The sequence below is a fragment of the Pseudomonas sp. JQ170C genome (assembly GCF_035581345.1).
In the GTDB taxonomy this organism is placed as follows: Bacteria; Pseudomonadota; Gammaproteobacteria; order Pseudomonadales; family Pseudomonadaceae; genus Aquipseudomonas.
In genome coordinates, this window is the sequence record NZ_CP141608.1 from 5,061,626 (window position 1) to 5,075,542 (window position 13,917).

General features: G+C 63.7%; 11 protein-coding genes. 9 read left to right on the top strand and 2 right to left on the bottom strand.

What is annotated here, in order from left to right; translation table 11 throughout:
• The first annotated feature begins 12 nt into the window (after positions 1–12).
• The 9 genes from algG to U9R80_RS23035 all read left to right on the top strand — a co-directional run bounded on the left by algG (position 13) and on the right by U9R80_RS23035 (position 11,393).
• Entirely contained in the window at positions 13–1,578 is a 1,566-nt protein-coding gene (gene algG, locus U9R80_RS22995; RefSeq protein ID WP_301840191.1) for a mannuronan 5-epimerase AlgG, read from the top strand.
• A gap of 11 nt (positions 1,579–1,589) precedes the next feature.
• Positions 1,590–3,008 carry an alginate O-acetyltransferase gene (locus U9R80_RS23000; protein ID WP_301840190.1) on the top strand — a complete coding sequence of 473 codons (1,419 nt, stop codon included), beginning with the start codon at positions 1,590–1,592 and terminating at the stop codon, positions 3,006–3,008.
• A gap of 100 nt (positions 3,009–3,108) precedes the next feature.
• Positions 3,109–4,197 carry a mannuronate-specific alginate lyase gene (locus tag U9R80_RS23005; protein WP_301840421.1) on the top strand — a complete coding sequence of 363 codons (1,089 nt, stop codon included), beginning with the start codon at positions 3,109–3,111 and terminating at the stop codon, positions 4,195–4,197.
• Positions 4,198–4,305: 108 nt separating this feature from the next.
• Positions 4,306–5,763 carry an MBOAT family O-acyltransferase gene (locus U9R80_RS23010; protein ID WP_301840189.1) on the top strand — a complete coding sequence of 486 codons (1,458 nt, stop codon included), beginning with the start codon at positions 4,306–4,308 and terminating at the stop codon, positions 5,761–5,763.
• A gap of 10 nt (positions 5,764–5,773) precedes the next feature.
• Positions 5,774–6,931 (top strand): alginate O-acetyltransferase, encoded by a 1,158-nt coding sequence (locus tag U9R80_RS23015; protein ID WP_301840188.1) that lies wholly within the window; start codon positions 5,774–5,776, stop codon positions 6,929–6,931.
• 13 nt (positions 6,932–6,944) lie between these two features.
• Positions 6,945–7,601, top strand: coding sequence for an alginate O-acetyltransferase AlgF (locus U9R80_RS23020; RefSeq protein WP_301840187.1), 657 nt, complete (start codon positions 6,945–6,947; stop codon positions 7,599–7,601).
• Positions 7,602–7,634: 33 nt separating this feature from the next.
• The gene (locus U9R80_RS23025) at positions 7,635–9,086 is read left to right on the top strand and encodes a mannose-1-phosphate guanylyltransferase/mannose-6-phosphate isomerase (protein ID WP_301840186.1); all 1,452 of its coding nucleotides are present in this window, start codon (positions 7,635–7,637) and stop codon (positions 9,084–9,086) included.
• 108 nt (positions 9,087–9,194) lie between these two features.
• The gene (locus tag U9R80_RS23030) at positions 9,195–9,659 is read left to right on the top strand and encodes a multidrug transporter (protein ID WP_301840185.1); all 465 of its coding nucleotides are present in this window, start codon (positions 9,195–9,197) and stop codon (positions 9,657–9,659) included.
• A 909-nt stretch (positions 9,660–10,568) separates the two neighbouring features.
• A complete protein-coding gene (locus tag U9R80_RS23035) occupies positions 10,569–11,393 on the top strand; it encodes an SDR family oxidoreductase (protein WP_301840184.1) in 825 nt (274 codons plus the stop codon).
• On the opposite strand, the gene U9R80_RS23040 is transcribed toward U9R80_RS23035, so the two are convergent.
• On the bottom strand, positions 11,377–12,840 hold the full coding sequence (locus U9R80_RS23040; protein WP_301840182.1) for an efflux transporter outer membrane subunit: 1,464 nt from the start codon (positions 12,838–12,840) through the stop codon (positions 11,377–11,379). The genes U9R80_RS23035 and U9R80_RS23040 overlap by 17 nt on opposite strands.
• Positions 12,837–13,892, bottom strand: a complete 1,056-nt coding sequence (locus U9R80_RS23045; protein WP_301840420.1) for an HlyD family secretion protein — start codon at positions 13,890–13,892, stop codon at positions 12,837–12,839. The genes U9R80_RS23040 and U9R80_RS23045 overlap by 4 nt, the downstream gene beginning before the upstream one ends.
• Positions 13,893–13,917: the final 25 nt, after the last annotated feature.

Sequence of the window (13,917 nt, forward strand, 5' to 3'; positions counted from 1 at the left end):
GAGTGCACTGATATGAGCCTTCAATCCAACACCCTGCACCGCTTGCTGGCCGGCTCACTGCTGCTGGCCAGCAGCATCGCCCTGGCCAACAGCCAGGCGCCGGTGCCGGTGGCCAAGGAACTGCAGCAGGCCAAGACCTACACCGTCAGCAGCGCGCCGATCGAGCCGCTGCAGATTCCGCCGCCGACCCTGCCGGACCTGACCGGCTACACCGCCGAGGCCGTGCAGAAAAAGATCCAGCGGGCGCACAAGGGCAAGGTTTCGGTGCGGCGCATGCTGCAGGAAACCGCGCTCAAGGAGTTCATCGGTGGCGACAACAAGATGGCCGAGTGGGTGGCACGCCAGCACGGCATTCCCCAGGCGATCTTCATCGACGACGGCCATGTGAACTTCACCGAGCTGACCAAGCGTGTGCCCAAGCAGTACCTGAGCGAAACGTCGCCCGGCGTGTACCTGGCACGCCTGCCTATCGTGGTCGGCGAAAAGGGTGTGCTGGAGATCGACGGCAAGGTCAAGGAACTGCGCCTGTCCCAGGAGGGCGGCGCGTTCATCGTCAACGACGGCAAGCTGTTCGTCACCGACACCCAGGTCACCGGCTGGCGCGAGAAAGACAACGGCCCGGCCACCTTCCGCTCGCCCAACGAGTTCCGTCCGTTCCTGCTGTCGTGGGGCGGCACCCAGACCTACATCGTCAACAGCAAAATGGCCAGCTTCGGCTACGCCAAGAGCAAGTCGTACGGCGTGAGTATTTCCCAGTACACGCCGAACATGGCCAAGCAGATGAACCGCGCCGAACCCACCGGCTGGATCATCGGCTCCGAGTTCAGTGACATGTGGTACGGCTTCTACTGCTACGAGACCAGCGACTTTGTGGTCAAGGACAGCACCTACCGCGACAACATCGTCTACGGCATCGACCCCCACGACCGTTCGCATCGGCTGATCATCGCCGGCAACACCGTCTACGGGACCAAGAAGAAGCACGGGATCATCGTCTCCCGTGAGGTCAACGACAGCTGGATCATCAACAACAAGAGCTACGACAACAAACTCTCGGGCGTGGTGATCGACCGTAACAGCGTCAACAACCTGATCGCCTACAACGAGATCTACCGCAACCACACCGACGGCATCACCTTGTACGAGAGCGGCGACAACCTGATCTGGGGCAACAAGCTGATCAGCAACCGCCGCCACGGCATTCGCGTGCGCAACAGCGTGAACATCCGCCTGTACGAAAACGTCGCCATGGCCAACGGCCTGGTGGGCGTGTACGGGCACATCAAGGACCTCTCCGACACCGACCGCGACATCGCCCTCGACCCCTTCGACACCAAGGTCTCGCTGATCGTGGTCGGCGGCGAGCTGGCGGCCAACGGCAGCGGCCCGCTGTCGATCGACTCACCGCTGAGCGTGGAGCTGTACCGGGTGTCGATGCTGGCCCCGAGCAAGGCCAGCGGCATCAGTTTTTCCGGTGTGCTGGGTGAGCGTCAGGACGAGATTCTCGACCTGATGGTGCGCCAGCAGAAAGCCGTATTGATCGACCCGGTCGAACGCCAGACCGAAATGGCCGAATGAGGATGCCCGACATGACCCCACACCTGATCAAACTCCTGGGCGTAAGCGCCGCCCTGCTGGCCATCAGTAACGGCGCCAGCGCCGATACCGTGCAAGCCCCGAGCTTCACCGCCGAGCCGTGCTGCCAACTGTGCCCCGAGGCCCACGACGCCAGCCGCTACACCACCCGCTACCAGCAAAACTTCACCACCCTGGTACAGGCCCAGGGCGACTGGCTGTTCCGTACCCGCGAAGACCTGCGTACCGAATTCAACACCACCCCGGCCGGCTACAAGCGTCTGCAACAGCTGCACGATGCGTTCAAGGCGCGCGGCGTCGAGCTGGTGGTGGTCTACCAGCCAACCCGGGGCCTGGTGAACCGCAACATGCTCAAACCAGCCGAAAAAGCCGCGTTCAACTACGAGAAGGCCCTGGGCAACTACCAGGCCATGCTCGCCCGCTTCAGCAAGATGGGCTACAACGTGCCCGACCTCTCGCCACTGACCAACGAGCAGCTGGCGGCCGCCGACCAGGGCAAGGATTTCTACTTCCGTGGCGACCAGCACTGGACGCCGTATGGTGCCGAGCGCGCAGCGAAAATCGTCGCCGACACGGTGCACAAGATGCCGGCCTTCGAGGGCGTTCCCCGGCGCGAATTCGAAAGCCACACGTCCGGACGCATGGGCAAGACCGGCACCCTGCACAACGTTGCCGGGCAGCTGTGCGGCACCAGCTATGCGGTGCAGTACATGGACCAGTTCACCACCGAACCAAAAGGCGAAAGCGGCAGCGACGACCTGTTCGGCGACAGCGGTAACCCGCAGATCACCCTGGTGGGCACCAGCCATAGCGGCAAGAACTACAACTTCTCGGGCTTTCTTGAGCAGTACATCGGTGCCGACGTCCTCAACGTCGCCTTCCCTGGCGGTGGCCTGGAGGGCTCGATGATCCAGTACCTGGGCAGCGACGACTTCAAGAACAACCCGCCCAAGATCCTCATCTGGGAATTCTCCCCGCTCTACCGCCTGGACCAGGAAACCATCTGGCGGCAGATGCTCGCCCTGCTCGACAACGGCTGCGAGGGCCGGCCTGCGCAAATGCACGCCAGCGCCACGCTCAAGCCGGGCAAGAACGAACTGATGGTCAACGGCAAGGGTGGCGTGATCAAGGACCTGGTCAACGGTCGCCACCAGCTGGACATCAAGTTCGAGGACACCTCGGTCAAGGTCCTGCAGGCCACCCTCTGGTACCTCAACGGCCGTCACGAAGACGTGAAGATCGAAAAACCCGAGACCTCCGACACCGACGGCCGCTTCGCCTTCCAACTGCGCGAGGACGAAGACTGGGCCAGCCAGACCCTGCTCGCAGTAGAAGTCCAGGGCCCGGAAAGCGGCACCCAGAAGGTCGAGGCCACGCTCTGCAAACGCAACTACGTTGCCGGCAACAAGTGAGGTGCATATGAACAACTACTTCCCTGTAGGAGCGGGCTTGCCCCGCGATAGCGTCGCGTCAGGAAAAACGCCATCGCGGGGCAAGCCCGCTCCTACAACAATCCCACTCGTGCTCGCATTGACCCTGGCGCTGTTCGGCACGGCCGTGCAGGCCGCCGGGCTGGTGCCGCCCCAGGGCTACTACGCCGGGATCGAAAAACTCAAGACCGGCCCCAGCGACTACAAGTGCGAAGCGGTGCCCAAACCGTACACCGCCACGCTGCAGTTTCGCAGCAAGTACGAAGGCTCGGACAATGCCCGCGCCACCCTGAACAAGGCCTCGGAAAAAGCCTTCCGCGACTCCACGGCAAGCATCACCACCCTTGAGCGCGGCGTCAGCAAGCAGGTGATGCAGTACATGCGCGACGGCCGCCCGCAGCAGCTCGACTGCACCCTGGCGTGGCTCGGCACCTGGGCCCGCGCCGATGCGCTGATGTCCACCGACTACAACCACACCGGCAAGTCCATGCGCAAATGGGCGCTGGGCAGCATCAGTGCTTCCTGGCTGCAGCTCAAGTTCTCCAACTCCAAGCCCCTGGCGGCACACCAGCAAGAAGCCGAGCTGATCGAAAAATGGTTCGCGCGCCTGGCCGACCAGGTGGTCAAGGACTGGAGCGACTTGCCGCTGGAGAAGATCAACAACCACTCCTACTGGGCCGCCTGGTCGGTGATGGCCACCGCCGTGGCCACCGACCGTCGCGACCTGTTCGACTGGTCCATCAAGGAGTACCGCGTGGCGGCCAACCAGGTCGATGCCCAGGGCTTCTTGCCCAACGAACTCAAGCGCAAGCAACGCGCCCTCGCCTACCACAACTACGCCCTGCCGCCGCTGGCGATGATCGCCAGCTTCGCCCAGGCCAACGGCGTGGATGTGCGCCCGGAAAACAACGGCGCGCTCAAGCGCCTGGGTGACCGGGTGCTGTCCGGAGCCGAGGACCCGAGTGCGTTCCAGCGCAAGAACGGCGAGAAGCAGAACATGCACGACCTGAAAATCGACAGCAAATACGCCTGGCTTGAACCCTGGTGCAGCCTCTACCGCTGCAACGCCGATGCGCTGGAGAAAAAACACGACATGCAACCGTTCAAGAGCTTTCGCCTGGGCGGCGACCTGACCCGGGTCTACGACCCGCAAGCCACGCAGAAGAAATAGACCCCTGTGGGAGCGGGCTTGCCCGCGATAGCGCCTTTCCTGACACGACGCAATCGCGGGGCAAGCCCGCTCCTACATCCATATGAATAACGACAAGGAGAGATCGGGATGGTGTTTTCGTCCAATGTGTTCCTGTTCCTGTTCCTGCCGATCTTTCTCGGCTTGTACTACCTGAGCGGGCAACGCTACCGCAACGCACTGTTACTGCTGGCCAGCTACCTCTTCTACGCCTGGTGGCGGGTGGATTTTCTTGCCCTGTTCGCTGCGGTCACCCTGTGGAACTACTGGATCGGACTGAAAGTCGGCGCCGCCGGTGTGCGCACCAAGCCGGCCCAGCGCTGGCTGCTGCTCGGGGTGGTGGTCGACCTGTGCATCCTGGGCTACTTCAAGTACGCCAACTTCGGTGTCGACAGCATCAACGCGATCATGACCAGCTACGGGCTTGAGCCGTTCATCCTGACCCATGTGCTGCTGCCGATCGGTATCTCGTTCTACATCTTCGAGTCGATCAGCTACATCATCGACGTGTACCGCGGCGACACCCCGGCCACCCGCAACCTGATCGACTTCGCCGCGTTCGTGGCGATCTTCCCGCACCTGATCGCCGGCCCCGTGCTGCGCTTTCGCGACCTGGCCGACCAGTTCAACCACCGCACCCACACCCTCGACAAGTTCTCCGAGGGCTGCACGCGGTTCATGCAGGGATTCATCAAGAAGGTGTTCATCGCCGACACCCTGGCGGTGGTCGCCGACCACTGCTTTGCCCTGCAGAACCCGACCACGGGTGACGCCTGGCTCGGCGCCCTGGCCTACACCGCGCAGCTGTACTTCGACTTCTCCGGCTACAGCGACATGGCCATCGGCCTGGGCCTGATGATGGGTTTCCGCTTCATGGAAAACTTCAAGCAGCCTTACATCAGCCAGTCGATCACCGAGTTCTGGCGGCGCTGGCACATCAGCCTGTCGACCTGGCTGCGCGACTACCTGTACATCACCCTGGGCGGCAACCGCGGCGGCACCTTCGCCACCTACCGCAACCTGTTCCTGACCATGCTGCTGGGCGGCCTGTGGCACGGCGCCAACTTCACCTACATCATCTGGGGTGCCTGGCACGGCATGTGGCTGGCCATCGAGCGGGCCCTGGGCCTGGACACCAACCCGCAACGCTTCAACCCGGTCAAGTGGGCCTTCACCTTCCTGCTGGTGGTCGTCGGCTGGGTGATCTTCCGCGCCGAAAACCTTCACGTGGCAGGTCGCATGTACGGCGCCATGTTCAGCTTCGGTGACTGGCAGCTGTCGGAACTCAACCGCGCCAACCTCACCAGCCTGCAAGTGGCAACCCTGGTCGTGGCCTACGCCACCCTGGCCTTCTTCGGCCTGCGCGACTTCTACCGCAACGCCAGGCCCTCGGCCAAGGCCCACCCGGTGGCCGTGCACGCCGACGGCAGCATCAGCCTGGACTGGGGCCTGTACCTGACCCGTGCCCTGGTACTGCTGCTGTTCGTTGCCTCGATCCTCAAGCTCTCGGCGCAAAGCTACTCGCCGTTCCTCTACTTCCAGTTCTGAGGGGCCGACCATGACCCGATCATTACGCAAACTCTACTCGCTGCTGTTCCTGGCTTTGCTGCTGGGCCTGGGCATCTGGTCGCTGGGCGGCCTGGGCAGCTTCCAGCGCACCGCGCAAATGAGCGTGCTCGACGGCAAGCTGGCCAAGGCCGCCGAGACCTACTACGACGAGCAATTCCCGCTCAAGCGCATCGGCACCAACCTCTGGGCGGCGCTGGACTTCAAGCTGTTCAACGAAGGCCGTCCCGGTGTCGTGCTGGGCCGCGAGCAATGGCTGTTCAGTGACGAAGAGTTCAAGCCCGTCGCCGGTAGCGACCAGTTCGAGCAGGAAAACCTGGCACTGATCCGCGGGGTGCGCGACACCCTGCACCAGCGCGGTGTACAGCTGGTGCTGGCGATCGTGCCGGCCAAGGCGCGGCTGTATAGCGAGTACCTGGGCGAACAGACCCCGGCCTCGCTGCACAACGACCTGTACAACGAGTTCCACGCCCAGGCCCGCCAGGCCGGCGTGTTCGCCCCCGACCTGCTGGCACCGCTGCAAAGCGCCAAGGCCCGAGGCCAGGTATTCCTGCGCACCGACACCCACTGGACGCCCATGGGTGCCGAAGTGGTGGCCCAGCACCTGGCCGAAGCGGTCAATCGCCAGAACCTGCTCAATGGTGAGCCGCAGGTGTTCGTCACCGAGCAGCGTCCGGCCGAGCAGTACAAGGGCGACCTGACCAACTTCCTGCCACTGGACCCGCTGTTCAGCAACCTCCTGCCCGCACCCGACACCCTCCAGACGCGCAGCACCCGCCCGGCCGACAGTGCCGCCGACAGCGGCGACGCGCTGTTCGCCGACAGCGAAATCCCGGTGGCGCTGGTGGGCACCAGCTACAGCGCCAACCCGCACTGGAACTTCCTCGGTGCGCTGCAGCAGGCGCTGCGCAGCGACGTGGTCAATTACGCCGAAGACGGCCATGGCCCGCTGCTGCCGATGCTCAAGTACCTGCAAAGCGACGCCTTCAAGAGCAGCGCCCCGCAAGTGCTGATCTGGGAGTTCCCGGAACGCTATCTGCCAATGAAAAACGACCTGAGCGATTTCGACCCGCAGTGGATCGCCCAGCTGAAGAAAACCCGAACTGCCAACCAAGACCTGGCTCTGTCGTCCACCCGGACGCAAAACTGAAGAGGAAACACCCATGACCTTGCACACTACCAAGCAACGCATCGCCAAAGCCTGCGCCCTGGCCGCAGGTCTGAGTCTGCTCTCCCTGCAGGCCTATGCCGGCGCCGACGCCGCCCTCTACGGCCCCAGCGCGCCGAAAGGCTCGACCTTCGTGCGTATCTACAACGCCAGCAACCAGACCGTCGACGCCAGCGTCGGCAACACCCGGATCGACGCCGTTGCGGCCCAGGCCAGCAGCGATTTCAGCTTCATGCCACAAGGCGACTACAGCGCCAAGGTCGGCAGCCAGAGCCTGCCGGTCAAGCTCGCCTCCGACCACTACTACACCCTGGTCAACAACGCCGCGGGCGCGCCGCAATTGGTTGAAGAGCCGCCGTTCAAGAACAAGCAGAAATCCCTGGTGCGGGTACAGAATCTCAGCGACCAGGCCCTGACCCTGAAAACCGCCGACGGCAAGACCGAAGTGGTCAAGCCGGTGGCCGCCAAGGCCCGTGGCGAGCGTGAAATCAATCCGGTCAAGGTCAGCCTGGCCCTGTATAAAGGCGACAACAAAGTCAGCGATCTGAAGCCCGTAGCGCTGGAGCGCGGCGAAGCAGCGGTACTCTACGTCACCGGATCCGGCAACAGCCTCTCGCCGGTCTGGGTCAAACGCCCGGTCTCGACCCGTTAATCAACTGCCCATTTCAAACTTCGGAGAACTCCCATGATTCCAGTCATCCTGTCCGGCGGCAGCGGTTCGCGTCTGTGGCCCTTGTCGCGCAAGCAATTCCCTAAACAGTTCCTGGCCCTGACCGGCGAACACACCCTGTTCCAGCAGACCCTCTCACGCCTGGTGTTCGAGGGCATGGAGACCCCGATCGTGGTCTGCAACAAGGACCACAAATTCATCGTCAACGAGCAACTGGACAACCTGAAACTCGAAACCCAGGCCATCCTGCTCGAACCCTTCGGCCGCAACACCGCCCCGGCCGTGGCCCTGGCTGCGATGAAGCTGGTCAACGAAGGCCGTGACGAGTTGATGCTGGTGCTGCCGGCCGACCACGTGATCGACGACCACAAAGCCCTGCAGCGCGCCCTGGCTCTGGCCACGGTGGCTGCCGAGCGCGGCGAAATGGTGCTGTTCGGTGTTCCGGCGACCAAGCCGGAAACCGGCTATGGCTACATCAAGTCGAGCCAGGACGCGCTGCTGCCCGAAGGCGTCAGCCGGGTGGCCCAGTTCGTCGAGAAGCCGGATGAAAAACGCGCCAACGAGTTCGTCCAGGCCGGTGGCTACTTCTGGAACAGCGGCATGTTCCTGTTCCGCGCCAGCCGCTTCCTCGAAGAGCTGAAAAAGCACGACCCGGACATCTACGACACCTGCCTGCTGACCCTGGAGCGCAGCCAGGAAGACGGCGACAACCTGAGCATCGACGACGCCACCTTCGCCTGCTGCCCGGACAACTCCATCGACTACGCCGTGATGGAAAAGACCCAGCACGCCTGCGTGGTGCCGCTGAGCGCCGGCTGGAGCGACGTGGGTTGCTGGTCGTCGTTGTGGGAGGTGCACGAGAAAGACACCAACGGCAACGTCACCAAGGGCGACGTGGTGGTGCAGGACAGCCGCAACTGCATGATCCACGGCAACGGCAAGCTGGTGTCGGTGATCGGCCTTGAGAACATCGTGGTGGTCGAGACCAAGGACGCGATGATGATTGCCCACAAGGACAAGGTCCAGGGCGTCAAGCAACTGGTCAACACCCTCAACGAACAGGGCCGCAGCGAAACCCAGAACCACTGCGAGGTGTACCGGCCGTGGGGTTCCTACGACTCGGTAGACATGGGCGGCCGCTTCCAGGTCAAGCACATCACCGTCAAGCCGGGTGCCTGCCTGTCGCTGCAGATGCACCACCACCGCGCCGAGCACTGGATCGTGGTATCGGGCACCGCAGAAGTCACTTGCGACGAGAACGTGTTCCTGCTCACCGAGAACCAGTCCACTTACATCCCGATCGCCTCGGTGCATCGCCTGCGCAACCCGGGCAAGATCCCGCTGGAGATCATCGAAGTGCAGTCGGGCAGCTACCTGGGTGAAGACGACATCGAGCGATTCGAGGACGTCTACGGCCGCTCGACGCCGCTGGAGCGCGGGATCTCGATCAAGACCATCGCGCAGTAACCGAGGCCTTCGCGGGGCAAGCCCGCTCCTGCAGTTTTGCAGGAGCGGGCTTGCCCCGCGAACGTTTGCAGTTAGGATAAAGGCTCTTCCTGACCCAAGGCCTCGCCCATGATCATCGGCGCCCTGCTCGTTCTCACCTGGCTGGTACTGCTGTTGCGCTACCCGGCCAAAGCTCTGCCCATCTCACTCTCGGCCGTGTTCGGCCTGGGCCTGGTCGCACTCTGGGTGATCTGGCAGGACAACCGCGAAGCCTATCAACTGGCACGCCTGGACCTGCGCGTTGCCTATGCCCCCGACACCTGCCCCGCCGACCGCCCCCTGCGCGTCAGCATGAAAAACGGCAACGACGTACCGATGCTGAGCGTGCGCTGGCGCATCGCCGCCTACACCCCCGGCGATAGTGTCAACCTCAACGAAAACACCTACAGCGCCCCCCGCTACCGGGGCCCCGGCGAACTGCAACCCGGCGCCGACTGGAGCGACTGCCTGCCCCTGCCGCCGCTGCGCTCGGGTTACCGGCCGCAATCGCTGGAGTTTCGTGCCGAGCAGTTGCAGGGCAGCTTCGCCAACTAGGATTTTTTCGGTTCTTCACGGATTTACGGGTTTGATGTTCTTTGTGGTTTTGTGGTTTTGTGGTTTTGTGGTTTTGTGGTTTTGTGGCTTTTAGTGCTGCGGGCTTATCCGTTTGCCAAGGCGGCGCTGAGTCACCTTTGCGCCCTTACGGCGCCTTACTTTTTTTCAGTCGAAAAAAAAGTAAGCAAAAAATTCTCGCCCCACCAGGGGCCCTACGCTTCGCTCCGGGTCCCCTCACTCCGGTGTCGCTACGGGGTATCGCGGCCTACGACTTGCTTCGCCAAGTCTACGTCTCGCGACTTCGGCTAACGCCGAAGGTGCTTCGCACTCACCCCTACACGACACCTACGCTCGGCCCTTCTGGTTAACGGGGCAGGTAGATCAAAAGCAAGATCAAAAGCAAAAGCAAAAGCAAAAGCAAAAGCTGTGTTTACTGACCCACCGTGGTCCAAAAGCAAGAGCGCAGCGAATTGTGCTCTTGATCTTGATCCACCCGCCCCGTTAACCAGAAGGGCCGAACGGAGGTGTCGTGGAGGGGCTAGCGCGCAGCGCCTTCGGCGAATGCCGAAGTTGCGAAGCGTAGAGTTGCTTGCAACTCGTAGCTCGCAATGCCCCGTAACGACACCGTAGCGAGGGGACCCGGAGCGAAGCGCAGGGCCCCTGGTGGGGCAAGAATTTTTTGCTTACTTTTTTTTTCGACTGAAAAAAAGTAAGCCGCCGTAAGGGCGGAAGGGGCCAGTGGCCCCACCACACAAAATGGATAAGCTCCCCACCGCCACCGCCACCGCCACCGCCACCGCCACCGCCACCCAAGCCAAGCCAAACTTTCCCGAAAATCCAGTGATGAACCATTTCTCCCCCGGGCTACCGTATGATCGACCCACCTTCGCCGATCATCAGGTCCAACTCATGCCCATCGTGCTCATCACCGGTTGTTCCAGCGGCATCGGCCGCGCCCTGGCCGACAGTTTCAAGGACGCCGGTCACCAGGTCTGGGCCACGGCCCGCAAAGCCGAAGACGTCACACGGCTGGAGGCGGCCGGCTTCAAGGCGCGCCAGCTGGACGTCAACGATGCCCAGACCCTGCATCGCCTGAGCGAGGAGATCGAAGCCGAGCACAACGGACTCGATATTCTGATCAACAACGCCGGCTACGGCGCCATGGGCCCGCTGCTCGATGGCGGCGTGGAGGCGATGCAGCGGCAGTTTGAAACCAACGTGTTCGCACTGGTCGGCGTGACCCGCGCGCTGTTCCCGGCACTGCGCCGCAACAAAGGCCTGGTGGTGAACATCGGCAGCGTGTCGGGCGTGCTGGTCACCCCGTTTGCCGGGGCCTACTGTGCCTCGAAGGCTGCGGTGCATGCGCTGAGCGACGCCCTGCGCCTGGAACTGGCGCCCTTCGGTATCCGCGTGATGGAAGTGCAACCCGGGGCCATTGCCACGCAGTTTGCCGACAACGCGCAAACCCAGGCCGAACAGGTGCTGGCCGCCGACTCGCCGTGGTGGCCGCTGCGCGAACAGGTTCACGCCCGCGCCCGCGCCTCCCAGGACCACCCCACCACGGCCACGGCATTCGCCCAGGGCCTGCTCGGCGCCGTGAACAAACAGCCCACGCCGTCACTGGTACGCCTGGGCAACGGCAGCCGCGCGCTGCCGCTGATGGCCCGCTGGCTGCCGCGCAGCTTGCTGGACACGGTGCTGAAAAAGCGCTTCGGCCTCAGCCGTCCGTTGTAAGCGCTGCGGTGGCAGGCAGGTCGAACGCCTGCCAGCCTCCGCCGAGTGACTTGTACAAGCCGACCAGGGCCTGGGACACCGCCGCCGAGCTTTCAACCCACTGTTCTTCGCTGGCCAGCAACGCGCCCTGCACGCTGAGCACATTGAGGAAATCCACCGCCCCTTCGACGTATTGGCGCTGGGCGGTCTCCAGGGCGATACGGTTCTGGCGCACGGCTTCGGCGAGCAGGTCACGCCGCAGCTGACTGGCGTTGTACAGGCGCAACACATCGTCAACCTCATGCCAGGCGCGCAACACCACTTGCTGGTAGTGCAAGGCCGCTTCCTGCTGCTGCGCCTCGCGCAACTTGAGCACCCCGGTCAAGCGCCCACCCTCGAAAATCGGCAGGCTCAACTGTGGGCCAATGGCAAAGCGGCGTGCATCCCAACTGCCAAAATCGGCCAGTTGCAGCGACTGCAAACCGAGGTTGCCCGACAGGCGAATGCTCGGGTAGAAGTCCGCCTTGGCCACGCCGATGCTGGCGGTGGCCGCATGCAACTGCGCTTCGGCCTGGCGGATATCGGGACGGCGCTGGGCCAGTTCCGACGGCACGCCAATGGCGAAGCGTTGCTGCGGCGCCGGCATCTGCGCCGAGGGCAACAGACGCGCCTGCAAACGGCGCGGTGGCTCGGCCAGCAACAGACTCAAGGCATTGATCAACTGGGCCTGGCGATCGTCGAGCAGCGGCAGGCGCGCTTCGATCGACGCCACCTGGGCCGAGGCCTGGGCCACGTCAAGGGCGGTGGCGACACCGTCGTTCAAGCGCATCTGCGACAGCCGCAGGCTGTGCCGCGCCACCTCCAGGTTGTCGCGGGTGACCGCCAGGGTGTGCTGCACCGCGCGCAGCTGAATGTAGTTGCCCGCAGTGTCGGCCAGCAGCGACAACAACACGCCGCGCCGATCATTTTCGGCCACCTGAACCCCCGCATCGGCCTCCTCCACCTGGCGGCGCACCCGCCCCCACAAATCGAGTTCCCAACTGGCCGCAAGGTCGCCTTGCCAGAGGCTGAACGCCGACTTGCCGCTCTTGCCGGACGGGTCATTGAGCCCTTCGGCACTGTTGCGGGCACGACTGTAGCCGGCCCCCAGATCCACCGCCGGGGTTTGCTCGGCAGCGATGCTCTGGCGCACGGCCCGACTTTGCAGCAGGCGGGCGCTGGCCATTTGCAGGTCGAGGTTGCGCTGGCTGGCCTGCTCGATCAGTTCGGTCAGGAGCGGGTCATCGAAACTGTCCCACCAGCGCTGTTGCAGTGCGCCTTCTTCGGGCTGGCTTGGCGCCGCAGTCTGTTGCAACGCTGCCCAGGCGGCCGGCGCCTGGGTGTCGGGTGCGCTGAAATCAGGCCCCAGGGTGCAGCCGCCGAGCAGCAGGCCCAGCAGCAATGGCGAAAGCGTGAAGGCCTGTTTCATCGGGCACTGACCTCGTTGGCAGCGAACACCTTGGCTTCGGTGTCGATGGTCGCCACCACCGACATGCCTACCCGCAGGCGCTCAAGCAACGGCTGGTCGGCGTCGAAGACGATCTTCACCGGAATGCGCTGCACCACCTTGGTGAAGTTGCCGGTGGCGTTGTCCGGCTTGATGGCGGCAAAGGTCACCCCGGTAGCCGGTGCCAGACTCTGCACATGGCCGTGCAGACGCTCACCGGAAAAGGTGTCGACGCTGATGTTCACCGGCTGGCCGGGTTGCACGTGGGTCAGTTGGGTTTCCTGGAAGTTGGCCACCACATAGGCCTGGGCCAGGGGTACCACCGACAGCAGCCGGGCACCGGGGTTTACATAGGCGCCGACGCGCAGCGCACGCTCGCCGACCATGCCGTCGATGGGCGCGACGATGCGTGTGTAGGACACATCCAGGCGCGCCCGTTCAAGGCTGGCCTGGGCTTGCTGCAGGCTGCCTTGCGCAGCGTCAAGCTGGGCGTTGAGTATGTCGATCTGCTTGCGCGCCGCCGCCAGCGCGGCGCTGGAGTTGGCCAGTCGGGCCCGGGCCTGGTCGACGCGGCTGCGAGCCTGCTGGGCGTTCTGCACCGTGCCCGCGCCCTGCTCGGCCAGGCGGCTGTGACGAGTCAGTTCATGGTTGGCGAAGGCCAGCTGCGCTTCATCGGCCGCCACCGCCGCCTGGGCCTGGGCGATCAGCGAGGCCTGACGCTCCAGCGTTGCCCTGGCGTTCTGCTTCTGCGCCCGCGACATCAGCGCCTGGGCCTCGGCGGCGGCCAGTGCGGCCTGGTAGTCGCGATCATCGATCAGCGCCAGCAACTGCCCGGCCTTGACCTGCTCGTTGTCCGCCACCAGCACTTGCTTGATAAAGCCCGAGACCTTGGGCGCCACCACGGTGTAGTCGGCCGACACGTAGGCATCGTTGGTCGATTGCTCACGGGCATTGCCCGACAGCAGCAGTACGCCTGCGCCCACAGCGAGCACCAGCACGGCGGCGATCAAGGCGGTTTTTCGAGTGTTGTTCAACGTCATGTTGTTTTTCTCACTTCAC

Bases quoted from the DNA above. Each gene is read 5' to 3' on its own strand.
- U9R80_RS23000 (WP_301840190.1), top strand. From the start codon at position 1,590: ATGACCCCACACCTGATCAAACTCCTGGGCGTAAGCGCCGCCCTGCTG.
- U9R80_RS23010 (WP_301840189.1), top strand. From the start codon at position 4,306: ATGGTGTTTTCGTCCAATGTGTTCCTGTTCCTGTTCCTGCCGATCTTT.
- U9R80_RS23020 (WP_301840187.1), top strand. From the start codon at position 6,945: ATGACCTTGCACACTACCAAGCAACGCATCGCCAAAGCCTGCGCCCTG.
- U9R80_RS23015 (WP_301840188.1), top strand. From the start codon at position 5,774: ATGACCCGATCATTACGCAAACTCTACTCGCTGCTGTTCCTGGCTTTG.
- U9R80_RS23025 (WP_301840186.1), top strand. From the start codon at position 7,635: ATGATTCCAGTCATCCTGTCCGGCGGCAGCGGTTCGCGTCTGTGGCCC.
- algG (WP_301840191.1), top strand. From the start codon at position 13: ATGAGCCTTCAATCCAACACCCTGCACCGCTTGCTGGCCGGCTCACTG.
- U9R80_RS23035 (WP_301840184.1), top strand. From the start codon at position 10,569: ATGCCCATCGTGCTCATCACCGGTTGTTCCAGCGGCATCGGCCGCGCC.
- U9R80_RS23030 (WP_301840185.1), top strand. From the start codon at position 9,195: ATGATCATCGGCGCCCTGCTCGTTCTCACCTGGCTGGTACTGCTGTTG.
- U9R80_RS23040 (WP_301840182.1), bottom strand. From the start codon at position 12,840: ATGAAACAGGCCTTCACGCTTTCGCCATTGCTGCTGGGCCTGCTGCTC.